We start from the raw sequence: 21,527 nt of genomic DNA, 5'->3' as shown, positions 1-21,527 counted from the left end.
CTCAACAGTCGGCGGTAAGGGCGGCATGAACGCAGGATTGCAAATCGGGGACGTGCGAATCGCCGGACGGGTGCTGATGGCCCCGATGACCGGGATCACCGACCTGCCGTTTCGTGTGCTCGCCTCCAGGTTGGGCGCAGCCTATGTCGCGACCGAGATGGTGGCGTCGGCTGAACTGGCGCGGGGACGACCCGATGTGGTGCGACGCGCGGCTGTAGGCGGAGGGCTGCCGCTGACGGTGATCCAGCTAGTGGGCGGCGATCCCGAGGTCATGGCTGAGGGTGCGCGCATGGCCGAGAAGGCGGGCGCCGACATCATCGATCTGAATTTCGGCTGCCCAGCCAAGGAAGTGACCGGGGCGGCTTGCGGTTCGGCCCTGATGCGGACGCCGGAGCGGGCGGCGGCCATCATGGAGGCGGTCGTGTCGGCGGTCAGCCGCCCGGTCACGGTCAAGATGCGCCTCGGCTGGGACGAGAATAGCCACAATGCCGCCGACCTGGCACGACGCGCTCAGGATCTGGGCGTGGCGGCGGTGACGGTACATGGGCGCACGCGCAAGCAGTTCTATACCGGCGTCGCGGACTGGGAAGCGGTGGCCGAGGTCAAGCAGGCGGTGACTATTCCCGTCATCGTCAACGGGGACATCATCACGGCAGAACAGGGGCGCGAGGCGCTGACGCAGTCCGGCGCCGATGGTCTGATGCTGGGGCGGGGTGTTTATGGTCGTCCCTGGCTCGCGGCTCATCTGGAGCGGGCTTTAGCGGACGGGACGCAGTTGCGGGAACCGGATCGCGAAGAGCGCCTGGCTATCGTCATCGAGCACCTGCGGGGATCGGTCGCCTTTTATGGCTTGCCGCTGGGACTGAAGATGTTCCGCAAGCATCTGGGCTGGTACATCGAGCAGGCGCCGTGGCCGGACGATCCGCTGGAACGGCGGTCGGCCAAGGCCCGCCTGTGTCGGCTGGAGACGCCTGGCGAGGTCGAACAGGCGCTTTCTGCGCTCTGGTCGCCTGCGGTGGATCAATTCAGCAACTCTGGTGTTGAAAACCTGCCACAGCTGGTCAAAGCTGCGGGGTAATGACGGACCTCCCTGCCGCGCAGACTGAAGGCCACGGCCCCGAGCGCTCGCTCTGGGGGCGTTTGGCTAGCGGTCGCGCCCGGGCCTTGTTCGTGACGGCCTACGCCGTCGCCTTCCTGATTACAGCGGCCGCCATCTGGTTGGTGGCCATCGCGCCGGGCGCGACGGCGGGCGGTGATGCACGCACGGCGGCCAGTCAGGTCGTGCTTTTCATTCTGTTGGCCAACCTGGTGCTGATCGGCGGCCTTGCGGCGGTCATCGGTGGGCGGGTGCTCCGCCTGATGCGCAACCGCAATGATCCAGGCGCGCGGCTGCATCTTCGTTTCGTGACCCTGTTCTCGCTGGTGGCGGTCGTTCCGGCGGTTCTGATCGCCCTGGTGTTCGGGCTTCTGGTCAACCGGGGCGTGGATCAGTGGTTCAGCACCAATGTCCGCTCGGCGGTCGAGAACGGCGCCGAGATCGGTCGGGCCTATGTCGCCGACGTGGGCGCAGGGCTGGAAATCGATCTGGAAACCATGTCGACCGAGCTCGGCGGCGTTCGGAGCCTGTTCGACAACCGCATCCAGTTCTCACGCGCCCTCGCCCAGATCGGCGACTTTTTCGGTTATCCCGCACTCTACATCCTGAACGGCGACGGCGAGGTGCTGGCCAGCGGGGAACAGCCGGGCGCGCCGCCCTACGTCGCGCCGCCGCGAGAGGCGTTCGAGACTGTGGCCGCCGGCGAGGTGGCGCCGACGACCGTGACCGAGAACCCGGACATGGTGCGGGCCCTCTATCCGCTGCCGGACTACGGCCATGCCTACCTCTATGTCGTGCGCCCGCTGGCGCCGGGCCTGATCCAGCGGATGCGTAACGGCGAGGAATCCATCGCCGCATATCGTGCCGCCGAGGAGAGCCGCGCGCGCATTCAGGCGGCCTTCGCCCTCAGCTATCTTGAGACGGCGCTGCTGGTGCTGGTCGGCGCGGTTTGGCTGGCCATGTCGGCGGCCAGTTCGATCTCTGCGCCGATCGGGCGACTGGTGAAGGCGGCGGATCAGGTGGCGGGCGGCGACCTCAGCGCGCGGGTCGACAACACGGGCGCTCCGTCTGAGCTGATCGTCCTGTCCGAGGCCTTCAATCGGATGACCGGGGATATCATGACCCAGCAGGCGGCGTTGAAGACCGCCAGCGACGACGCCCTTGGGCGCAGCCGCTTCATCGAGACAGTCCTGTCGGGGGTCAGCGCCGGGGTTATCGGCCTGGACCGGATGGGGCGCATTTCGGCGATCAACGACAGCGCCAGCCAGCTTCTGGCGATCGAAGAGGCGGACGTGCAGGGGCGGTTGCTGGCCGAGGTCGCGCCGGAGCTGGCTGAACTGTCCGAGCGCGCCGAGGCTCACATTGAGGAAGACATCGACGTCAGCCGCGACGGTGAGACGCGCCGCCTGCGGGTTCGGATCGAGGGCGGGCAGGGCGGCGAGATGGTTCTGACCTTCGACGACATCACCCGACTGGTGACGGCCCAGCGCAATGCGGCCTGGCGCGACGTGGCCCGCCGTATCGCCCATGAGATCAAGAACCCCCTGACGCCGATCCAACTGTCGGCCGAACGCCTGCGGCGCAAGTACCGCTCTCAGGTCGGCGACGACGTCGAGGTGTTTGACCGCTGCACCGAGACCATCATCCGTCAGGTCGGCGACATTGGCCGGATGGTGGACGAGTTCTCCTCCTTCGCCCGGATGCCGGCGCCGCGCTTCGCCCGCGAGAATCCCGCCGAGATGCTGCGCGAGGCGGTCTTCGCTCAGCGTGTTGCGGCGGCCGATATCGGAGTCGAACTGGTCGAGCCGCTGCCGGACGCCGTCCTGCAATGCGACGGCCGCATGGTCGGACAGGCCCTGGCCAACATCCTGAAGAACGCCGGCGAGGCCGTGAGCGCCAAGCGGATGCGCGAGCCGGTGGCGGCCGGAACGACCGGCATCATCGCCCGTCTGATCATCGAAGGCGGGATCGCCACCTTTGTCATTGAGGACGACGGGATTGGCCTGCCGGCCAAGGACCGCGACCGGCTGACAGAACCCTATGTCACGACGCGCGAGAAGGGCACGGGCCTCGGCCTGGCCATCGTCAAGCGTATCTGTGAAGACCATGGCGGCGAGCTGAAGCTGGCCGACGCCGAGACATTATCAGGCGCACGTGTGTGCCTGATCTTCCCCCTGACCCAAGACAGCAAGGCTGCTCACCGTGCCCCCGGCGCGGCGCGAGCGGCGGAGTAGAGAGGCGTCATGCGCAATACCGGTGCCGACATTCTGGTCGTGGACGACGAGGCGGACATCCGCGAGCTGGTCTCGGGCCTGCTTGAGGACGAAGGCCATTCCGTGCGGACAGCCGCCAACTCGGACGAGGCCCTGGCCGCGATCCGGGCGCGCAAGCCCTCGCTGGCCGTGCTCGACATCTGGATGCAGGGCGGCGGTCTGGACGGGCTGGAACTGCTGGACGTGGTCAAGGGGCTGGATGAAGACCTGCCGGTCGTCATGATCTCGGGGCACGGCAATATCGAAACCGCCGTCAGCGCTCTGAAGCGCGGCGCCTATGACTTCATCGAAAAGCCGTTCAAGTCCGACCGGCTGGTCGTGGTGGTCGATCGCGCGCTGGAAGCTGCATCTCTGAAACGCGAGAATCGCCGTCTGCGGGCGCAGACGATGGCTCCGACCGGGTTGATCGGAAAATCGGCGGCCGCCCAGTTGTTGCGTGGCACCATCGCCAAGGTTGCGCCAGCCAACAGCCGCGTCCTTATCTCGGGTCCGCCCGGCTCGGGCAAGGAACTGGTCGCCCGACAAATCCACGACGCGAGCCCGCGCGCCAAGGCTGAGTTCGTCGCCATCTCGGCCGCCGGCATGACGCCCGAACGGCTGGATGTCGAACTGTTCGGCGAAGAAGGCGGCGACGGTCGCCCGCGCAAGATCGGCGTCTTCGAGCGCGCCCACAACGGTACCCTCTATCTGGACGACGTGGGCGACATGCCGCGCGAGAGCCAGAGTCGTATCCTGCGTGTCCTGGTCGAGCAGCGCTTCCGCCGGGTCGGCGGGGAGCAGGATGTTCAGGTCGATGTTCGCGTGGTCACCTCGACCGCGCGGGATCTGAAGGTCGAGATCGCCGAAGGCCGGTTCCGCGAGGACCTGTTCCACCGCCTGAACGTGGTGCCGATCCGCGTGCCGCCGCTGTCGGAGCGCCGCGAGGATATTGGGGAGTTGATCGAATATTTCGTCGACAACCTGTCCGCCTCGCAGGGGTTGCCGCATCGCCGCGTGGCGGATGACGCCCTGGCCGTGCTGCAGGTCCATCCTTGGCCGGGCAATGTCCGTCAGCTGCGCAACAATGTCGAACGACTGCTGATCCTGGCGACGGGCGATCCGGATGAACCGATCACGGCCGAGATGCTGCCGCAGGAAGTGGCCTCGTCGGGCGGAGCGTCTTCGCTCGGCGCTGACCGCATCATCGCCCTGCCGCTGCGTGAAGCGCGTGAAGTGTTTGAACGCGACTATCTGGCGGCGCAAATCATGCGTTTCGGCGGAAATATCTCGCGCACGGCCGCCTTCATCGGCATGGAAAGATCCGCACTGCACCGCAAACTGAAGTCGCTGGGCGTTTCGCCCGCCCGCGGCGGCGAAGACGAAGAAGGAGAGGGCGCCTGATGTCCAGGATCGCCTACGTCAACGGGACCTATCAGCCGCACAACGGCGCGACGGTTCACATCGAGGATCGCGGCTTTCAGTTCGCTGACGGCGTCTATGAGGTCTGGTCGGTGTTCGACGGCAAGTTGGCCGATTTCGAAGGCCACATGACGCGTCTGGCCCGCAGCCTGACCGAGCTTCGCATCCCGGTTCCGATGACGGCCCAGGCCCTGGAGCGCGTGCTCAAGGAAACCATCCGGCGCAACCGGGTCCGCAACGGCATTGTCTATCTGCAGGTCACGCGGGGCACTTCGCCGCGCGATCACGCCTTTCCGCGGGACACGCCGCCCAGTGTCATCGTCACCTCGAAGACGATCGACCTGGCCAAGGGCGAGGCCCTGGCCGCCAAGGGGGCCGCGGGCGTGACCATGCCTGACATTCGCTGGGGTCGTTGCGACATCAAGACCGTGGGCCTGCTGCCCAACGTCCTGGCCAAACAGGCGGCGCGCGAGAAGGGCGCCTATGAGTGCCTGATGGTCGATGAGATGGGGCTGGTGACGGAAGGCTCGTCGACCAACGCCTGGATCGTGGACGAGAGCGGCAAGCTTCGGACCCGCGATACCCAGGCCAACATCCTGCGTGGCATCACCCGCACGGCGATCCTGAAGCTGGCCGAAGTCGAGGGCATCGAACTGGACGAGCGCCCGTTCAGCGTCGACGAAGCCAAGCGCGCCAGGGAGGTCTTCGTCACCGCAGCCAGTTCCTTCGTCATGCCCCTCGTGTCGCTGGACGGCGCGAAGATCGCCGACGGCAAGCCCGGCCCGATCGCGACCCGGTTGCGCGAAGTCTATCTTGAACAGGCGCGCCGAGAGGCGGTCTAGGAGCGGTCATGCTCAAGCGACTGTTTGGACGGGGCAGTCGCAGCGCGGCGCCCCGAGATACTGACGCGGATTGGGAAGAGATCGGCCGATCCAATCCCTACTTTGGCGTGCTGACAGACCCTCGCTTCAAGACCGAAAACCTGAATGACGAGGCTCGCGCCGCATTCTTCGCGAGCGGCGAAGGGGATATCGGCAGGGCGTCCAAAGTGCTGAAGCGGCGGTACTCCGATTTCGCCCCCGCCTCGGCTCTGGATTTCGGATGCGGCGTGGGGCGTCTGACGCGAGCATTGGCTGCCGCGACGGGTGACGCCTTCGGCGTGGACGTCTCTGAATCCATGCTGGCCGAGGCCCGGCGTTCAGCGCCGTCGGGAGCGAGTTTCGGATGCAATTTGCCGGATCGAACCTTTGACTGGATCGTATCGATCATCGTCTTTCAGCATATTCCGCCAGAGCGTGGCTATCCGCTGCTGAAGGCCTTGATGGAGCGGTTGGCGCCGGGCGGGTTTATAACCTTGCAGTTCGCGCTCTATCGCGATCCGCGCCATTCATCTGTGCCTGGCGGTCGTATCGTCATGGATCAGGACTTCACCCTGGTGTCGAACGTCGCGGCCCTCAGGGATTTGGCCAAGGGCGAAATGGTGATGTTCGACTATGATCTGACGGTGATCACCGCCATTCTTTTCGCCGCCGGCATAACCGATCTTGAACTGAGCCATACTGATCACGGCGGTTTCCACGGGGCCTTTATCCACGGTCGCAAGGCGACGTGATGGACGTTGGCTTGGCGACAGCTCATCCTGGGATTTCAGGAAAAGAACATCGGCGGCCTGGGTGATTTTATCTTGAACAGGCGCGCCTAGAGGCCATTTAGGGCGTTGCCGCGACTGCGAAGGCGCGTCTAAGGTTGTGTGCGGACCGACGAGTCCGCACCGGCAACCTCAGCCGGGAAAAAAGAACCAAGAACAGGATAAACCTGCCATGTCGCAAGACAAACGCCAGAACCTTCAGGACACCTTCCTCAACAGCGTCCGCAAGACCAAGACCCCGCTGACCATCTTTCTGGTCAATGGCGTCAAGCTGCAGGGCATTGTGACCTGGTTCGACAACTTCTGTGTGCTGCTGCGTCGCGATGGCCAGTCGCAGCTCGTCTACAAGCACGCCATCTCGACCATCATGCCGTCCGCGCCCGTACAGATGTACGAGCCGGACGCCGAAGAAGACTGATTGACCTCCAAGCTTATCGACCATGCCGTCCCGCTGATCCGGGCGGTTGTCATCCACCCCGACCGTCGCTCGGACAGCTCTAGGCTGGCCTCCGAGCGCCTTGAGGAAGCCGCGGGCCTGGCCCGCGCGCTGGATCTCGACGTGCGCGCCGAAGAGATCGTGCGCCTTCGTTCCACCACACCCGCGACCCTGTTCGGATCGGGCAAGGTCGAGGAACTGGCCGCTCTGGTGCGCGCTGCCGACGCCGAGGCCGTGGTCATTGATGACGACCTGTCGCCCGTCCAGCAGCGCAATCTGGAGAAGGCGTGGGAGGTGAAGGTCATCGACCGCACCGGCCTGATCCTTGAAATCTTCGGACGCCGCGCGCGCACCAGGGAAGGCCGGCTGCAGGTCGAACTGGCGCGGCTGGACTATGAGCGCTCGCGTCTGGTCCGCACCTGGACCCACCTGGAGCGCCAGCGCGGCGGCACCGGCTCGACCGGCGGCCCCGGCGAAACCCAGATCGAACTGGACCGGCGCCTGATCGCCGACCGGATCGTGCGGCTGAAAGCCGAACTGGAAGAGGTGCGCCGGACGCGCGGCCTGCACCGCAAGGCCCGCAAGAAGGTGCCTTTCCCGTCAGTGGCCCTGGTCGGCTACACCAATGCGGGCAAGTCGACGTTGTTCAACCGGCTGACCGGTTCCGAGGTCTTCGCCAAGGATCTGCTGTTCGCCACCCTGGACACCACCCAGCGCACCATTCGCCTGCCGCAGGGGCGACCGGCCATCATCGCCGACACCGTGGGGTTCATCTCTGACCTGCCGCACGAACTGGTCGAAAGCTTCCGCGCCACGCTGGAAGAGGTGGGAGAGGCCGACCTGATCCTGCACGTCCGCGACATCGCATCGCCCGACAGCGACGCACAGGCCAAGGATGTCGAGGCGGTTCTGGAGCAGATCCCGACGCCGGAAGGCAAGACACGCCGCATTCTGGAAGTCTGGAACAAGATCGACCTGCTGGACGACGACGTGCGCGAAGCGGTGCTGGGGCAGGCCGAACGCCTGGCGCGCGAGGGCAAGGCGGTCGCCGTCTCGGCCTGGACTGGCGAGGGCATCGAGGTCCTGCGCGAAGCCATCGCCGGCTTGATCGACGATGATCCCGAGACCCGTCTGACGCTGGAGCCGCATCAGGGCGAAGCCCTGGCCTGGCTGTATGAGAACGGCCGGGTGACGTTCCGCGACACGGACGCCGACGGTCGGACCCATATGGTGGTGCGCCTGCACCCGTCGGCTCTGGGGCGGCTGGAACGCCTCTACCCGGACATCATCGACTAGTCCCATGCACCTGATCGAGACCATCCTCTTCCTGCTTCTGGCCGTGGTGGTCTCGGGCTGGGTGGCGCGGATGACGCGGATCGCCCTGCCGCTGGTGCAGATCGGTCTGGGGGCGGGTGTGGTCCTGATCACCGGGGAATCGGTCGATCTGAAGCCGGACATCTTCTTCCTGCTCTTCCTGCCGCCGCTGCTGTTCGTGGACGGCTGGCGGATTCCGAATGAAGCCCTGTTCCGCGACCGGGTGGTGATCCTGGAACTGGCGTTGGGCCTCGTGGTCTTCACCGTGGTCGGGCTGGGCTTCCTGATTCACTGGATGATCCCGGCCATGCCGCTGGCGGTGGCCTTCGCCCTGGCGGCCATCCTGTCGCCGACCGATCCCATCGCGGTGTCGGCGGTGGCCGCTCGCGCGCCCATCCCCAAGCGGTTGATGCACATCCTTGAGGGCGAGTCGCTACTCAACGACGCGACCGGCCTTACATGCATGCGCATCGCCGTGATCGCGGCGACGACCGGAGCGTTTTCGTTGACGAACGCGATCGGCACCTTTGCCTGGTTGGCCGTTTCGGGCATCGCGGTCGGGGTCGTCGTGACCCTGGCGATCGGCCTGCTCAAGGGCTGGATCAGCCGCCGTTGGGGCGAGGATGTCGGCGGGCAGATCCTGATCAGCATCCTGATCCCCTTCGCCGCCTATCTGGCCGCCGAAGCGGTGCATGGCTCGGGTATTCTGGCCGCCGTGGCGGCGGGCGTGACCATGAGCTTCACCGAGCGTAGTGGCATGGCCCAGGCGGCCACGCGCATCCGCCGCGCTGTGGTCTGGGACACGGTCCAGTTCGTCGCTAACGGTCTGATCTTCGTCATCCTGGGCGAGCAGATGCCGTCAATCATGGCGCGCGCGGCCGAGGTCATCCAGACGACGCAGCACAGCGAGGTCTGGTGGCTGGCGGTCTATGTCTTCGCCATCGTCGCGGCGCTGGCGGCGCTGCGCTTTGTCTGGGTGTGGACCTCGCTGAAGCTGACCCTGTACCGCAAGCGCGGGCCGAATGCGCCGCCTCGGGTGGGTCTGCGGCTTGTCGCCGTCATGTCGCTAGCCGGTGTGCGTGGGGCCATCACCCTGGCGGGTATCCTGACCCTACCCTTCATGCTGGCCGACGGCACGCCCATGCCCGCGCGCAACCTGGCCATCTTTTTGGCAGCAGGGGTGATCGTCGTGTCCCTGGTGCTGGCGACCGTCGCCCTGCCGCGCCTGCTGAAGAACGTCGAACTGCCGCCCGAGCCGTCGCATCTTGAGGAAGAAGACCGGTCCCGCGTCGCGGCGGCCTCGGCGGCCATGCGCGCCATCGAGGACCGCCAGCACGCCATGGCCGAGGGCAAGTCCGATCCCGACCTCTACGCCGAGATCGCCACTCGCCTGATGGAGGTCTATCGCCGCCGCATCGAGAGCCGCAGCCACAACGAAGGCGACGACCTGGCTCGGACCCAGCGTGGGGATGAGATCGAGCGTCAACTGCGTTTGGTCGGGCTGGCCGCTGAACGCGATGAACTGATCCGTCTGGGGCGACAACGACTGGTGGATGAAGAAACCGCGCGTCGCTTGATCCGGGAGATCGACCTGCAAGAACTGCGCTACGTCTGATCTGCCCGGTCAAGCGTCCAGGATGGTGCTGATCGCCGCATAGTCGTCAACGACATGGTGGGCGCCGGCGTGTCGCAGCCGATCGCCGTCTCCGTCGCGCATGTGGCCGCCCGCGCAGAGGCCGACGACGGTCATTCCGGCGGTGGCTCCAGCCATGACGCCGCTGAGGCTGTCCTCGATCACCAGGGTTCTGGCCGGATCGGCTTGCATCTCGGCGGCGGCGTGCAGGAACAGGTCCGGGTGAGGCTTGCCGCGTGTGACATGGGCGGTCGCGCTGTAGATTGGACCGCCGAACGTCGAGGCCAATCCGAAACGGTTCAGCCCCATATGGATCCAGTCCAGCGGGCTGGATGAGGCGATGCATCGGCGCTCATCTCGCGACCTCATGAAGTCGAGCGCGCCAGGAACCGGGGCCAGCTCCAGCGGCGCGCGGGCGTGGCAGCGCCGGGTCCACTCTTCTTGCAGACCGTCCGGGCAGGGGCCGAAGCGCGCCTCGATCAGGGCGAGACAGTCCAGCCAACGCTTGCCCACATAGGCCGACAAGGCCTCGTCCAGCGTCATCGGCATGCCGATTTCCGTCAGCAGGTCCACGAGGATGGCGTTGTTCAGCAGTTCGCTGTCGGCGACGACGCCGTCATAGTCGAAGATGATGAGGTCGAAGGCGGCCAGGGTCAGGCCTTCTCAGCCGCCTTGGCCGCGTCCCACAGGGCGTCCATCTCGGCCAGGTCGGACTGTTCCGGGGTGCGGCCGTCCTTGGCCAGTTCGGCTTCGATGAAGCCGAAGCGGCGGATGAATTTGGCGTTGGCGGCGCGCAGGGCGTCCTCGGGTTCGACCTCCAGCTTGCGGGCCAGGTTGGCGACGACGAACAGCAGGTCGCCCAGTTCCTCGCGGGCCTTGTCCTTGTCGCCGGCGGCGATTTCGACGCGCAATTCCTCGACCTCTTCGGCCAGCTTGTCGAAGACCTCGTCGGTCGAGGGCCAGTCGAATCCGACGCGGCCGGCTCGCCTGGTCAGCTTGGCGGCGCGGGTCAGGGCGGGCAGGCCGACCGGCACGTCGTCCAGCACGCCATGTTGGGCCTTGGCCTTGCGCTCGGCGGCCTTGATGTCCTCCCAGCGCGCCTTCTGGGCCGAGCCGCTCAGCTTGGCGGCTTCCTCGGCGAAGACGTGCGGGTGGCGGCGGATCAGCTTGTCGGCCATGGCCTCGGCCACGTCGTCAAAGACGAAATGCCCCGCTTCCTCGGCCATGCGTGCGTGGAAGACGACCTGGAACAGCAGGTCGCCCAGCTCGACCTTCAGTTCCTCCATATCGGCCCGCTCGATGGCGTCGGCGACCTCGTAGGCCTCCTCGATCGTATAGGGGGCGATGGTCGCGAAGGTCTGCTCGACGTCCCAGGGGCAACCGCCGTTCGGATCGCGCAGGCGAACCATGATCTCTTTCAGGCGGTCGACGGAGTGGGTCATTCAGGCGGTCCCGGCGTCGCGGGCCATGAGCGCCTCGCGGATTTCATCATGCCGTTTGGGCGTCAGGGGATAACCCTTCAGCACCCAGGCGGCCGCCGCCAGTAGCAGGCCCGGCACGGCGATGAACAGGATTTGCAGCGCCAGCAGCGAAAACTCGCTGTTGCCGGCCGGTCCCGGCAGGGCCTTGAAGCCCACCCATTGCAGGATCAGGTAGGGGATCAACGCCACGACGTGGCCAATCTTGGTCGTGGCCGACAGGATGGAGAACATCAGGCCGGTGCGGTCCACACCCGTCTCCAGCCGCACCTCGTCGCCCGCATCTGCCATCATGGCCCGCAACAGGAACAGACCGGCCGCATAGGGCAGGCCGGCGATGAACATGACGACGGCGGTCACGGCGAAGTTGCCGCCGGGCACAAGCGTCGCGGCGATATAGAGACCGGCGAAGATCAGGCTGGCGACGGCCAGGGCCTTGTCCTTGCCGATCCTGGTGGCCAGCCAGGCCCAGATCGGGGCGCCGATCAAGCCCGCCACGAAATAGAAGAGCATGAACAGCGAGGCCTGGGTGTGGTCGTAGCCCTTGATCTGACCGAAGAAGAAGAACAGCAGCGAGCCGGTGATGCCCGGCGCCACGCCCAGTAGCAGGTCGGTGATCAGCAGTTTGCGCACTGTCTTCATCTTGAACAGGGCCAGATAGGCGCTCGGTCCGCCGTGCGGCGGGGCGCCGACGTTGACGGGTTCGGGCACGGCGACCATGGCCAGGCCGATGGTGACGGGCAGGGCGATCAGGATGGCCCAGCCCATGATGCGAACACCGTCGGCGTAGTCACCGATGCCGGACTTCACCACCACGGTCGGCAGGATCAGGATCAGGATGACGCCGATGATGTTGAACACCTGCCACCAGCCATAGACGCGGCTGCGCTGATCATACTGGGGCGCCAGAACCGCCGCCCAGCCGAGCTGGCCCAGGGTGCCAATCGAGAAGCCGAGGTAGAGGACCAGCAGCCAGGCGAACAAATAGGCGGGTCCGGCGCCCGGTTGTACCAGGACGAACATCATCAGGGCCGACAGCATGAGGATCGGCGTCGAGACGAGCATCCATGGGCGATAGCGGCCAAGCTTCGTCTTGGTCTTGTCCATGCCCCAGCCGATGAAGGGGTCGAAGACGATGTCGATCAGCCGCACGGCCATGAAGACGGCCGCCACCACGCCCAGTTCAAGACCGACATGGGTAGCGTAGAACTCCGGCAGGGTGACGGGCAGGGCGACGCCAAAGGCCGCCAGCGGCAGGCAGGGGCCGGAAAAGGCGGCCAGAACAGCATTGGAACGGCGAGGCGCGTCAGCGGCGGCAACAGATGACATCAGGCGTCCGAACATGGTCGGCCTGAGTCGGCCGCAGCTTCACCATGCCGGTTTTCTGCGAACAGGCGAAGACGCCCTTGCGGTTCACGGCAAGCTGAGGCCTGCTGTGCCCATGTCGGTGCGATTTGCGATCCTTGCTGCGGCTTTTTTCGTGGCTCTCGGCGGCGCCGGAGCGGCGAAGGCCGACGCCCAGATTTGTGACCGGCCCACCAACGCCTGGGACAATGCGGCCCAGGCCAACGGTGTCTCTCTCTACACCCTGGAATGGACGCCGTTCGGTTCGGCGGAGTGGGGATGGGAGACCTATGCGCCCTTGATCCAGCGCGAGATCGGCTCGCCGTGCGATCCGGCCTCTGCGGGCTTCGCCGAAGCCCTGGCCAGGTTTCAGGCTCGCTATGGCCTGATGGCGACGGGGCAGTTCGATCAGCCGACCTTTCAGGTTTTCCGCGGCCTGTGGCAGGAGCGGCGCCCCTTCGTCATGGCGCGGGTGAGGGGAGAGTGCCCCGAGCCGCCGCCAATCAACATGCTGGGCTATCTGTCGCCGCAGGAGGAGCACGCCGAGCGGATGACGCGCCTGCTGCGCCGTGATGTGCTGGACGCCTATCGCCGTATGGCCGCCGCTGCCCGCGCCGAGGTGCCGGCCATCGCCGCAGATCCCGAATTGATGCAGATATTCTCGGGCTTCCGCGACCCAGAGGCCGACGCCGCGCGCTGCGCGACACAGGGCAACTGCGACGGGTTGCGCCGCGCGGCCTGCTCGCCGCACCGAACCGGCACCGCGATCGATATCCACGTCGGGCATGTCGCCGGGATGGGCGTGGATTCCACCGACCCGATGAGCCGTCGCCACATGGCCCAGGGCCCCGCGTATCGCTGGCTGGTAGCCAATGCGGCCCGCTTCGGTTTCACGCCCTATGTGTTCGAGCCCTGGCATTGGGAATGGACTGGCGATGATACGGCCGCTGGCGGACGGTGAAGCGGCGCTGGCGCGCGAGGTTTTCGGCGCGGCGCTGCGGCTGGACGACATTCGCTTTCTGGGTTCGCCCCGGCCGTTCGACCGGGCCTTCGTGCCGGGCCGCTGGTTCGGGCGCGACTGGATCGTCTGGCCGAACAAGACGTTGGAGCCCGACCTGTCGCGGGCGCCGCTGCGGATCCAGGCCGTCTTCATCCATGAACTGGTCCACGTCTGGCAGGCGCAGAACGGTCTGAACCTGTTGCTGAGCAAGCTGCGCGCGGGCGACGGTCCCTCTGCCTACGCCTATCCTCTGGACGATCTGTGTGACTGGAGTGGCCTGAACATCGAGCAGCAGGCCATGGTGGTCGAGCATCGCTTCATCCTGTCGCGAGGCGGACGTGCGCCGGCCACGCAGGAGTTCTATGACCGCATCTGCCCGCTGGCGCGTCGTATGGAAATTTGACGATCGGGACTTGCGGCGTCGCAACATCTCGCTAAATCAGGCACTGATGCAGTTGCGTTTGTGTCAGTCAGATTTAGCGGAGCGTTTGATGCCCAAGATTCTCGTCCTCTATCACTCGACCTATGGCCATATCGAACAGATGGCCGAAGCCGTCGCTGAAGGGGCCCGCCGCGTCGAAGGCGCCGTTGTGGACATCAAGCGCGTGCCGGAAACCGTGCCCGCCGAACTGGCCAGGGCGTCGGGCTACAAGATGGATCAGGCGGCGCCGATTGCTGACGTGAACGAACTGGCCGACTATGACGCCATCATCCTGGGCGCCGGCACCCGCTTCGGCACCGCCGCGTCGCAGATGCGCGCCTTCCTCGATCAAACGGGCGGTCTGTGGGGCCAAGGCAAGCTGATCGGCAAGGTCGGCAGCGCCTTCAGCGCCTCGGCCACCCAGCACGGCGGCCAGGAAACCACTTTCGCCGGCCTGCACAACTATTTCATGCACCACGGCATGGTCGTCGTCGGTCTGCCCTATTCCTTCGCCGGTCAGATGAACATGGACGAGATCACCGGCGGCACGCCCTATGGCGCCACAACCCTGACCAAGGGTGACGGTTCGCGTATGCCCAGCGACAACGAACTGGACGGCGCTCGCTTCCAGGGTCAGCATGTCGCGGAAATCGCCAAGAAGCTGCACGGTTAAGATCATGCGCCAGCCCGCTATCTTCTTTGGTCACGGCTCTCCGATGAACGCCCTGGGTGGTCCCTTTGCGGACGCTTGGCGCGCGCTGGGAGAGGAGATCGGCAAGCCTAAGGGCGTGGTCATGATCTCGGCCCACTGGGAGACGCGCGGGCTAGGCGTGACAGCGCAGGAACAGCCGGAAACCATCCATGATTTCGGAGGTTTCCCGCCCGAACTTCACGCCATGCAGTATCCCGCGCCCGGTTCGCCTTCGCTGGCGGCCCGGGTGGCGGAACTGACCGGGGCGCAGCAGACGACGCAATGGGGTCTGGATCATGGGACCTGGTCGGTGTTGGCCCATGTCTGGCCGGACGCTGACGTGCCGATCGTCCAGCTGTCGCTGGATCGCACCATCGACGCACGCGCCCACTATGAACTGGCGAAGGCGCTGCGGCCCTTGCGGGATGAAGGCGTCCTGATCGCCGGTTCCGGCGACTTCGTGCACAATCTGCGGACATGGAAGCGTGCGGGCGGCAAGCCCTATGACTGGGCCGTTGACTTCAACGAGGCGGTGAAGCGTGCCTTCGTCGCCGGCGACCACGACGCACTGATCGACTGGGTGAATCTGGCCGAACAGGCGCAGCTCAGCGTGCCGACGGATGAACACTATCTGCCGCTGCTCTACGTCGCGGCCCAACAGGCGCCCGGCGAGGCGGTGCGCTTCTTCACCGATGCCATCGAGGGCGGCTCGATCTCGATGACCGGCGCCCGGATCGGCTGATCCAGACGCCGTTCTGATCGCTTAGCGGCGGCGACCGCCGCGCATCATGCTGTCCAGGGCGATCGGGCCCGGACCGGCGAAGAACAGGTAGAGGAAGACGAAGCAGTAGAGCGCCGCCAACTCACCCCCGTTGTTGATCGGATAGGGGCTCTGCGGCGCATGCACCATCCAGTAGGCCACGGCGGTGAAGCCGGACAGGATGAAGGCCGCCGGACGGCTGAACAGACCCAGCACAATCAGAACGCCGCCAACCAGTTCGATCGGGCCGGACCAGCCCGCGAGGGTGGACAGGCTGGACATGCTGAATCCGCCGTGGCCACCCGGCGGGAAACCCAGAATTTTCTGTGCGCCGTGCTGCAGGATCAGCAGACCGGCCACGATCCGCAGAACGCTCTGGAAGCGCGGGGCCCAACTCGAAAGAGATGCTGAACTCGCCATTCGTTATTTCCTCCCGATGACGCACGACCGCCAGGTCCGGGAACCGGATTGACGCAAGGCGCAAAGGTCGAGGTTAAGCGAAGCCGCAGGCTCTGCAAGCCGTCCCGATCAGACGACTTTCAGCGCGTCCTCGACCAGCTTCTGAATGGCGACGTAGTCGGTCTTGCCGGTGCCCAGAACGGGAATGGCGTCGATTTTGATGATCTTCTTCGGGACCGCCAGTTCCGGTGCGCCGTTCTCGCGCGCCCATTCCGACAACTGCGCCGAGGCGGCGTCGGCATGTTCGGTGACCAGGATCAGGCGTTCGCCCTTCTTGCTGTCCGGCACGGAAACCGCCGCGTGGCGATGTTCGGGCCAGACGGCGCCGGCCATGTCCTCAACCGCCAGTAGAGACACCATCTCTCCGCCAACCTTGGCGAAGCGCTTCACCCGGCCGAGGATCGTAATGTAGCCCTCGTCGTCGACGTCGACGATGTCGCCGGTGTCATGCCAGCCGCCTTCGAGCGGCTCGATGCCCTCAGGATTGTTGGGCGAGATATAGCCGGCCATGACGTTGGGGCCGCGCAGATACAGGCGGCCGCCGCCTTCGATGCCTTCGACCTTGTCCAGGCGATACTCCATGCCCGGCATGATCTGGCCGACGGTGCCGGGGCGGTTGCGGTCGGGATGGTTCACCGCAACGACGGGCGCGGCTTCGGTGGCGCCATAGCCTTCCAGCAGTTCGACGCCGCCGAATTTGGTGTTGAACATCTGGCGCGTCTCGTCGCGGACCTTTTCGGCCCCGGCGACGGCGAATTGCAGGGTGGCGAAATCGCCCGGCTCGGCCACGCGGGCGTACTGGTTCAGGAAGGTGTCAGTCGCGAACAGGATCGAAGCCTTCACCTGCGGCAACAGGTCAGTGATTTGCTTGGCGTGCAGCGGCGAGGGGTATTCGAACGCCTTCATCCCTTGCAGAAGCGGCAGGATGACCCCGCCGGTCAGGCCGAAGCAGTGGAAGGTCGGCAGGGGGTTGAACATGACCCATTCGGGCTTCAGGTCGATGTGGGCGGCGACCTGACGGGCGTTGGCGACCAGATTGCGCTGGCTCAGCACCACGCCCTTGGGCGCGCCGAAGCTGCCCGAGGTGAACAGGACCACGCCCGGCGAATCCGGGTCGGTCTTCACGCGGAAGCGGCGCGGGGCCATGCCGGCGCTGAGGCCGTACAGCTTGTCAGCCAGACCGATGGTCTTGCGCACGTCGTCCAGCCAGATGATCCCGGCGACCTCGCTGAGGGCCGTCATCAGATCGTCGAGCTTGGCCTGGGTGACGAAGCGCTTGGCCGACAGAATCTTGGTGACCCCCGCCGTCTTCAGCGCCGCCTTCAGATTGGCCTCGCCCGAGGTGAAGTTCAGCATGACCGGCACGCGGCCAAAGGCGTGCAGGCCGAAGAAGGTCACGACCACGCCCGCACTGGACGGCAGCAGGACGCCGACGCGCTCGCCCGGCTTGGTCATGGCCGCGATCTTGCGGCCTAGCACGAAGGCGGCGCGGATCAGGCCAGTATAGGTGAGGGGGTGACGATCCTGGTCTTCCAGAATCTCCTTGTCGCCATAGCGGGCGCGCGCATCGATCAGCGCGTCGAACAGGGATTCATCATAGACCTTGGGGTCCAGGGCAGCCCGCAAGCACGTCCTCCTTCGGAGAGCTCTCAGCGGCTCTCTCGGTTACAAGAGGCCGGAACCTAGTGACGTAAGGTCGCCTTGAAAAGATGCGTAACGTCGCGTGAGCTTATCCGAATACCGACTGAAACCGTCTGTGGCTTGCCATCGGCGGTCGGAAAGCCGACATACCGCCCTTCTGCACAGGAGCCAGACCGCCGGCTATGGTCACGCTGATCGATACCCTGACGAAGAAGCCTTCCGAGCTGCGTCACCCGGAGAAACAGAACCGTCCGGAATCGGCGGTGCTGAAGAAGCCTGACTGGCTGCGCGTAAAGGCGCCCGGTTCGGGCCAGTATAATGCGACCAAGGACATCGTTCGCTCCAAGGGCCTGGTGACGGTCTGCGAGGAAGCGGCCTGCCCGAACATCGGCGAGTGCTGGAGCCAGAAGCACGCCACGCTGATGATCATGGGTGACACCTGCACGCGGGCTTGCGCCTTCTGCAACGTCAAGACCGGCCTGCCGCAGGCCCTGGACCCCGAAGAACCCGTCAAGGTCGGCCTGGCCGTCCAGCAGATGGGCCTGAACCACGTGGTCATCACCTCGGTGGACCGCGACGACGTGGCGGACGGCGGAGCCGCCCACTTCGCCGAAGTGGTGCGCCAGATCCGCCTGCAGGCGCCCGACACCACCATCGAAATCCTGACGCCCGACTTCCTGCGCAAGGACGGTGCGGCCGAGGTCATGATCGACGCCACGCCCGATGTCTTCAATCACAACCTCGAGACGGTCCCGCGCCTCTATCTGAAGATCCGCCCCGGCGCCCGCTACTTCCATTCCCTGCGCCTGCTGCAGATGGTCAAGGAGCGCGACCCGAACCAGTTCACCAAGTCCGGCATCATGGTCGGTCTGGGCGAGACCAAGGAAGAGGTCATGCAGGTGATGGATGATATGCGTTCCGCGGGGGTCGATTTCATCACCATCGGCCAGTACCTGCAGCCGACGCGCAAGCACGCCGCCATCGACCGCTTCGTCACGCCGGAAGAGTTCAAGGCCTATGAGGCGATCGCCCGCGCCAAGGGCTTCCTGATGGTGTCGTCGTCGCCGCTGACGCGGTCGTCGCACCACGCCGGGGACGATTTCGCCCGTCTGAAGGCCGCGCGTCAGGCGCAGGCAGGCCGCTCGGCGCGTTAAGCCCTGAATGGCGGTCCATCGCGTTACGCGCATTCTTCCCTATGCGCCCGAAGATCTGGCCAACCTGGTCGCGGGCGTCGAGGCCTATCCAGAGTTCGTGCCCTGGATCACCTCCATGCGCGTGTGGAACAAACGGGATGAAGCGCCCGGCGTCCGCCTGCTGGACGCCGAGGCGGGCGTGGGGTTCGCCTTTCTGACCGAGCGGTTCTCGACATGGGTCCGGCATGACATCCACGCGCCCAAGGTCGAGGTCGGCCTGATCCGCGGCCCGTTCAAGCATCTGAAGAACCGCTGGGAGTTTCATCCGCACCCCGAGGGGACGCGGCTGGAGTTCTTCATCGACTTCGCCTTTAAGTCGCGCATGCTGGACATGATGCTTCAGGCGAATTTCGACCGCGCGGTCGACAAGCTGATCCAGTGTTTCGAGGGCCGCGCCAAGGCTCTGTACGGCAAGAGGTAGGACTCATGACTGCGCCTTTCGACTTCGATGCGACGGTCGTGGGGGCGGGGGCTGTGGGGCTGGCCTGCGGGCGGGCGCTGGCGAAGCGTGGCTTGTCGGTCTTGGTGCTGGAGAGTGAGCCCCACATCGGTCAGGGCGTCTCCTCGCGCAACTCCGAGGTCATCCACGGCGGGCTCTACTATCCGACCGGCTCGCTGAAGGCGAAGTTCTGCGTCGAGGGGCGGCGCGCCCTCTATGACTTTTTGAGCAGCCACAAGATCGACCACTGGAAATGCGGCAAGCTGGTCGTGGCGACCGAGGAAGCCGAGGTCGAGCGGATCGAGGCTATCTTTGAACAGGCGACGACCAACGGCGTTGAGGGTCTGGAGCATCTGACCGGCGCCCAGGCGCGGGCGCTGGAGCCCGAATTGAACGCCCATGCCGCCATCCTGTCGCCTGAGAGCGGCGTCTTCGCCAGTCACGACTACATGCTGGCCCTGCAGGGCGAGATCGAGGACGCGGGCGGCTCGGTCGTCGTCTCCACGCCGTTTGAACGCGCCGACCCTCTGCCTGGCGGTGGCTTTCGCGTCACTGCGGGCGGAGAGGGTGGGGCTGTGTTGACCACCCGTCTGCTGGTTACGGCGCCGGGCCTGTCGGCCCAGAGCGTGGCCGCCGCCATCGACGGCTATCCGGACGCTGACATCCCGGCGCGCCATCTGGGCAAAGGGATCTATTTCCGTCTGACGGGGCCTGCGCCGTTCAATCGTCTGATCTATCCGCCGCCCATCGCCGGGGCGCTGGGCACCCACTACCGCAAGGACCTGGGCGGGCAGGGGGTGTTCGGCCCGGACCTGACCTATGTGGAAACCGAGGACTATTCGGTGGACCCGGCCAAGGCAGAGGGGTTCGCCCTCTATATCCGCCGCTTCTGGCCGGGCGTAACGGTCGAGCGGCTGACGCCCGACTACGCTGGCATCCGTCCCAAGATCCACGGACCGGACGAGCAGCAGCCGGATTTCCAGCTGCACGGGTGCGAACATCACGGCATCGACGGCCTGATGGCCCTGTTCGGCATCGAGAGCCCCGGCCTGACCAGTTCACTGGCCATCGGCGAGGCGGTGGCTGAGGTCCTGATGAAGGCCTGAGTGCGAATCACTTTGGTCTGATCGCTGTAGTCGGCGTCGCGGTCGCGGCGAGGCTTCCTCGTTCATCTGTGCGCTTTTCGGCCCCGAAACAGCCGTATTGGCTGAGAAAATTGGGTGTGCATCGTCAAGCGAGGCTCATCCGACGGACGCCCTTGAAATCGACGGCGTCTTCATGCATAAGCCCGCCCTCGCGTGGCGGCTCTTATCGGGGGGCCGCTACTGTATGTTTTCGCGTCTTCACGGCGCACCGACTTAGAGATTGAGACGGACATGGCCGTTCCGAAGCGCAAAGTATCCCCCTCGCGTCGCAACATGCGTCGTGCTCACGACGCCCTGGGCGCCAACTCCTATGTGGAAGACAAGGACACCGGCGAACTGCGCCGTCCGCACCACATCGACCTGAAGACCGGCATGTACAAAGGCCGTCAGGTCATGACGCCGAAGGAAGACTAAGGTCTTCATTTCGGCTTCGGCTTCGGCCGGACGATAGATTTTAGCGGCGCGCGATGACATCGCGCGCCGTTTTTGTGCGTTGTGTGCGGTGAAGCTGAACCCATGGAGCACTCTGCATGATCCGCAACGCCGTCTTCAGTTCCGTCGCCATGCTGGCCCTGGCCGCCTGTAACGCGCCAGAAAACGCCAAAACGCCGGACGCGAAAGCCCCCGATGCCGCCGCTCCGGCGACGGCAGCCGACGCCGCCTCGGCTGCCGTGCTGACGCCGCTGGGCTATGGTCCGCTGAAGATCGGCATGACCCAGGCCGAGGTGGACGCGGCGGTCGGACCGCCTCCCGCCAATGCAGCCGAGGCCGCACCGTCGGAATGCCGCTATTATCATCCGCCGCGAGTGCCCGAGGGCCTGCTGGTCATGGTGGAAGATGGGGTTCTGACGCGGCTGACCGCCATAAAGGGCTCGACCGTCAAGACCGAGGACGGCGTCGTCGTCGGCTATGACGGGGAGCAGTTGAAGGCCCGCTATGGCGCCGCCGCCACCGTGACGCCGCACAAGTATGAGGGCGCGCCCTCGGCCTATGTCACCATCTGGCCAGGCAAGCCTCAGTTGCAGGGCGCCTATGTCACGGACCCGACAGCGCGGGGGCTGGTGTACGAGATCGGACAGGACGGCAAGGTGGCCTTTATCCATGCGGGCGGCCCCAGCATCCAGAACGTTGAAGGCTGCAGCTAAGGCTGAAGTCAGG

Annotated in this window: 22 protein-coding genes; 17 read left to right on the top strand and 5 right to left on the bottom strand. The window is 65.7% G+C overall.

Going from position 1 to position 21,527, the window contains the following annotated elements:
• Positions 1 to 25: 25 nt before the first annotated feature.
• From dusB to ACIQTU_RS09475, 8 genes are all read left to right on the top strand, one after another.
• Positions 26 to 1,078, top strand: a complete 1,053-nt coding sequence (gene dusB / locus ACIQTU_RS09510) for a tRNA dihydrouridine synthase DusB (RefSeq protein WP_400545773.1) — start codon at positions 26 to 28, stop codon at positions 1,076 to 1,078.
• Positions 1,078 to 3,330 carry an ATP-binding protein gene (locus ACIQTU_RS09505; RefSeq protein ID WP_400545770.1) on the top strand — a complete coding sequence of 751 codons (2,253 nt, stop codon included), beginning with the start codon at positions 1,078 to 1,080 and terminating at the stop codon, positions 3,328 to 3,330. Before dusB ends, ACIQTU_RS09505 begins: the two co-directional genes overlap by 1 nt.
• A gap of 9 nt (positions 3,331 to 3,339) precedes the next feature.
• Positions 3,340 to 4,749, top strand: coding sequence for a sigma-54-dependent transcriptional regulator (locus ACIQTU_RS09500; RefSeq protein WP_400545767.1), 1,410 nt, complete (start codon positions 3,340 to 3,342; stop codon positions 4,747 to 4,749).
• Positions 4,749 to 5,609 carry a D-amino-acid transaminase gene (locus ACIQTU_RS09495; protein WP_400545764.1) on the top strand — a complete coding sequence of 287 codons (861 nt, stop codon included), beginning with the start codon at positions 4,749 to 4,751 and terminating at the stop codon, positions 5,607 to 5,609. The genes ACIQTU_RS09500 and ACIQTU_RS09495 overlap by 1 nt, the downstream gene beginning before the upstream one ends.
• An 8-nt stretch (positions 5,610 to 5,617) precedes the next feature.
• The gene (locus ACIQTU_RS09490) at positions 5,618 to 6,379 is read left to right on the top strand and encodes a class I SAM-dependent methyltransferase (RefSeq protein WP_400545761.1); all 762 of its coding nucleotides are present in this window, start codon (positions 5,618 to 5,620) and stop codon (positions 6,377 to 6,379) included.
• 208 nt (positions 6,380 to 6,587) lie between these two features.
• Positions 6,588 to 6,833 (top strand): RNA chaperone Hfq, encoded by a 246-nt coding sequence (hfq, locus tag ACIQTU_RS09485; RefSeq protein ID WP_105563529.1) that lies wholly within the window; start codon positions 6,588 to 6,590, stop codon positions 6,831 to 6,833.
• Positions 6,834 to 8,147 carry a GTPase HflX gene (hflX, locus tag ACIQTU_RS09480; RefSeq protein ID WP_400545757.1) on the top strand — a complete coding sequence of 438 codons (1,314 nt, stop codon included), beginning with the start codon at positions 6,834 to 6,836 and terminating at the stop codon, positions 8,145 to 8,147.
• 4 nt (positions 8,148 to 8,151) lie between these two features.
• Positions 8,152 to 9,780: a Na+/H+ antiporter gene (locus ACIQTU_RS09475; protein WP_400545754.1), complete on the top strand. Its 1,629-nt coding sequence runs from the start codon at positions 8,152 to 8,154 to the stop codon at positions 9,778 to 9,780.
• Between the two features lie 9 nt (positions 9,781 to 9,789).
• Here ACIQTU_RS09475 and ACIQTU_RS09470 read toward each other — a convergent pair whose 3' ends face one another.
• From ACIQTU_RS09470 to ACIQTU_RS09460, 3 genes are read right to left on the bottom strand one after another with little or no spacing between them, the layout of a single operon-like run.
• Positions 9,790 to 10,428: an HAD family hydrolase gene (locus ACIQTU_RS09470; protein ID WP_400547099.1), complete on the bottom strand. Its 639-nt coding sequence runs from the start codon at positions 10,426 to 10,428 to the stop codon at positions 9,790 to 9,792.
• Between the two features lie 23 nt (positions 10,429 to 10,451).
• A complete protein-coding gene (gene mazG / locus ACIQTU_RS09465; RefSeq protein WP_400545751.1) occupies positions 10,452 to 11,240 on the bottom strand; it encodes a nucleoside triphosphate pyrophosphohydrolase in 789 nt (262 codons plus the stop codon).
• Positions 11,241 to 12,605, bottom strand: coding sequence for an MFS transporter (locus ACIQTU_RS09460; protein ID WP_400545748.1), 1,365 nt, complete (start codon positions 12,603 to 12,605; stop codon positions 11,241 to 11,243).
• A 151-nt stretch (positions 12,606 to 12,756) separates the two neighbouring features.
• On the opposite strand from ACIQTU_RS09460, the gene ACIQTU_RS09455 reads away from it, so the two are divergent.
• The 4 genes from ACIQTU_RS09455 (at position 12,757) to ygiD (ending at position 15,474) form a co-directional block, all read left to right on the top strand.
• Entirely contained in the window at positions 12,757 to 13,581 is an 825-nt protein-coding gene (locus tag ACIQTU_RS09455; RefSeq protein WP_400545745.1) for a D-alanyl-D-alanine carboxypeptidase family protein, read from the top strand.
• Entirely contained in the window at positions 13,556 to 14,023 is a 468-nt protein-coding gene (locus ACIQTU_RS09450) for a hypothetical protein (protein ID WP_400545742.1), read from the top strand. Before ACIQTU_RS09455 ends, ACIQTU_RS09450 begins: the two co-directional genes overlap by 26 nt.
• Positions 14,024 to 14,111: 88 nt before the next feature.
• The gene (gene wrbA / locus ACIQTU_RS09445) at positions 14,112 to 14,714 is read left to right on the top strand and encodes an NAD(P)H:quinone oxidoreductase (RefSeq protein ID WP_400545739.1); all 603 of its coding nucleotides are present in this window, start codon (positions 14,112 to 14,114) and stop codon (positions 14,712 to 14,714) included.
• 4 nt (positions 14,715 to 14,718) lie between these two features.
• Positions 14,719 to 15,474: a 4,5-DOPA dioxygenase extradiol gene (ygiD, locus tag ACIQTU_RS09440; protein ID WP_400545736.1), complete on the top strand. Its 756-nt coding sequence runs from the start codon at positions 14,719 to 14,721 to the stop codon at positions 15,472 to 15,474.
• A gap of 21 nt (positions 15,475 to 15,495) precedes the next feature.
• On the opposite strand, the gene ACIQTU_RS09435 is transcribed toward ygiD, so the two are convergent.
• Positions 15,496 to 15,912 carry a DoxX family protein gene (locus tag ACIQTU_RS09435; RefSeq protein ID WP_400545733.1) on the bottom strand — a complete coding sequence of 139 codons (417 nt, stop codon included), beginning with the start codon at positions 15,910 to 15,912 and terminating at the stop codon, positions 15,496 to 15,498.
• A gap of 108 nt (positions 15,913 to 16,020) precedes the next feature.
• Positions 16,021 to 17,577 carry an AMP-binding protein gene (locus tag ACIQTU_RS09430; protein WP_400545730.1) on the bottom strand — a complete coding sequence of 519 codons (1,557 nt, stop codon included), beginning with the start codon at positions 17,575 to 17,577 and terminating at the stop codon, positions 16,021 to 16,023.
• A 197-nt stretch (positions 17,578 to 17,774) separates the two neighbouring features.
• Between ACIQTU_RS09430 and lipA the strand changes: the two genes are divergently transcribed.
• From lipA to ACIQTU_RS09405, 5 genes are all read left to right on the top strand, one after another.
• On the top strand, positions 17,775 to 18,746 hold the full coding sequence (lipA, locus tag ACIQTU_RS09425) for a lipoyl synthase (RefSeq protein ID WP_400545727.1): 972 nt from the start codon (positions 17,775 to 17,777) through the stop codon (positions 18,744 to 18,746).
• 7 nt (positions 18,747 to 18,753) lie between these two features.
• A complete protein-coding gene (locus tag ACIQTU_RS09420; RefSeq protein ID WP_400545724.1) occupies positions 18,754 to 19,206 on the top strand; it encodes a type II toxin-antitoxin system RatA family toxin in 453 nt (150 codons plus the stop codon).
• 5 nt (positions 19,207 to 19,211) lie between these two features.
• Positions 19,212 to 20,330: an NAD(P)/FAD-dependent oxidoreductase gene (locus tag ACIQTU_RS09415; RefSeq protein ID WP_400545721.1), complete on the top strand. Its 1,119-nt coding sequence runs from the start codon at positions 19,212 to 19,214 to the stop codon at positions 20,328 to 20,330.
• Positions 20,331 to 20,600: 270 nt separating this feature from the next.
• The gene (rpmF, locus tag ACIQTU_RS09410; RefSeq protein WP_292082756.1) at positions 20,601 to 20,783 is read left to right on the top strand and encodes a 50S ribosomal protein L32; all 183 of its coding nucleotides are present in this window, start codon (positions 20,601 to 20,603) and stop codon (positions 20,781 to 20,783) included.
• Positions 20,784 to 20,899: 116 nt separating this feature from the next.
• The gene (locus ACIQTU_RS09405; protein ID WP_400545717.1) at positions 20,900 to 21,514 is read left to right on the top strand and encodes a hypothetical protein; all 615 of its coding nucleotides are present in this window, start codon (positions 20,900 to 20,902) and stop codon (positions 21,512 to 21,514) included.
• Positions 21,515 to 21,527 lie beyond the last annotated feature (13 nt).

Origin of the sequence: Brevundimonas sp. NPDC090276 (assembly GCF_044772165.1) — a bacterium.
In the GTDB taxonomy this organism is placed as follows: Bacteria; Pseudomonadota; Alphaproteobacteria; order Caulobacterales; family Caulobacteraceae; genus Brevundimonas.
This window is presented reverse-complemented; position numbering and strand designations above follow the sequence as displayed.

Coding starts and splice junctions, on each gene's coding strand:
- dusB (WP_400545773.1), top strand. CDS start 26: ATGAACGCAGGATTGCAAATCGGGGACGTGCGAATCGCCGGACGGGTG.
- ACIQTU_RS09505 (WP_400545770.1), top strand. CDS start 1,078: ATGACGGACCTCCCTGCCGCGCAGACTGAAGGCCACGGCCCCGAGCGC.
- ACIQTU_RS09500 (WP_400545767.1), top strand. CDS start 3,340: ATGCGCAATACCGGTGCCGACATTCTGGTCGTGGACGACGAGGCGGAC.
- ACIQTU_RS09495 (WP_400545764.1), top strand. CDS start 4,749: ATGTCCAGGATCGCCTACGTCAACGGGACCTATCAGCCGCACAACGGC.
- ACIQTU_RS09490 (WP_400545761.1), top strand. CDS start 5,618: ATGCTCAAGCGACTGTTTGGACGGGGCAGTCGCAGCGCGGCGCCCCGA.
- hfq (WP_105563529.1), top strand. CDS start 6,588: ATGTCGCAAGACAAACGCCAGAACCTTCAGGACACCTTCCTCAACAGC.
- ACIQTU_RS09475 (WP_400545754.1), top strand. CDS start 8,152: ATGCACCTGATCGAGACCATCCTCTTCCTGCTTCTGGCCGTGGTGGTC.
- mazG (WP_400545751.1), bottom strand. CDS start 11,240: ATGACCCACTCCGTCGACCGCCTGAAAGAGATCATGGTTCGCCTGCGC.
- ACIQTU_RS09460 (WP_400545748.1), bottom strand. CDS start 12,605: ATGTCATCTGTTGCCGCCGCTGACGCGCCTCGCCGTTCCAATGCTGTT.
- ACIQTU_RS09450 (WP_400545742.1), top strand. CDS start 13,556: ATGATACGGCCGCTGGCGGACGGTGAAGCGGCGCTGGCGCGCGAGGTT.
- wrbA (WP_400545739.1), top strand. CDS start 14,112: ATGCCCAAGATTCTCGTCCTCTATCACTCGACCTATGGCCATATCGAA.
- ygiD (WP_400545736.1), top strand. CDS start 14,719: ATGCGCCAGCCCGCTATCTTCTTTGGTCACGGCTCTCCGATGAACGCC.
- ACIQTU_RS09435 (WP_400545733.1), bottom strand. CDS start 15,912: ATGGCGAGTTCAGCATCTCTTTCGAGTTGGGCCCCGCGCTTCCAGAGC.
- lipA (WP_400545727.1), top strand. CDS start 17,775: ATGGTCACGCTGATCGATACCCTGACGAAGAAGCCTTCCGAGCTGCGT.
- ACIQTU_RS09420 (WP_400545724.1), top strand. CDS start 18,754: ATGGCGGTCCATCGCGTTACGCGCATTCTTCCCTATGCGCCCGAAGAT.
- ACIQTU_RS09415 (WP_400545721.1), top strand. CDS start 19,212: ATGACTGCGCCTTTCGACTTCGATGCGACGGTCGTGGGGGCGGGGGCT.
- rpmF (WP_292082756.1), top strand. CDS start 20,601: ATGGCCGTTCCGAAGCGCAAAGTATCCCCCTCGCGTCGCAACATGCGT.
- ACIQTU_RS09405 (WP_400545717.1), top strand. CDS start 20,900: ATGATCCGCAACGCCGTCTTCAGTTCCGTCGCCATGCTGGCCCTGGCC.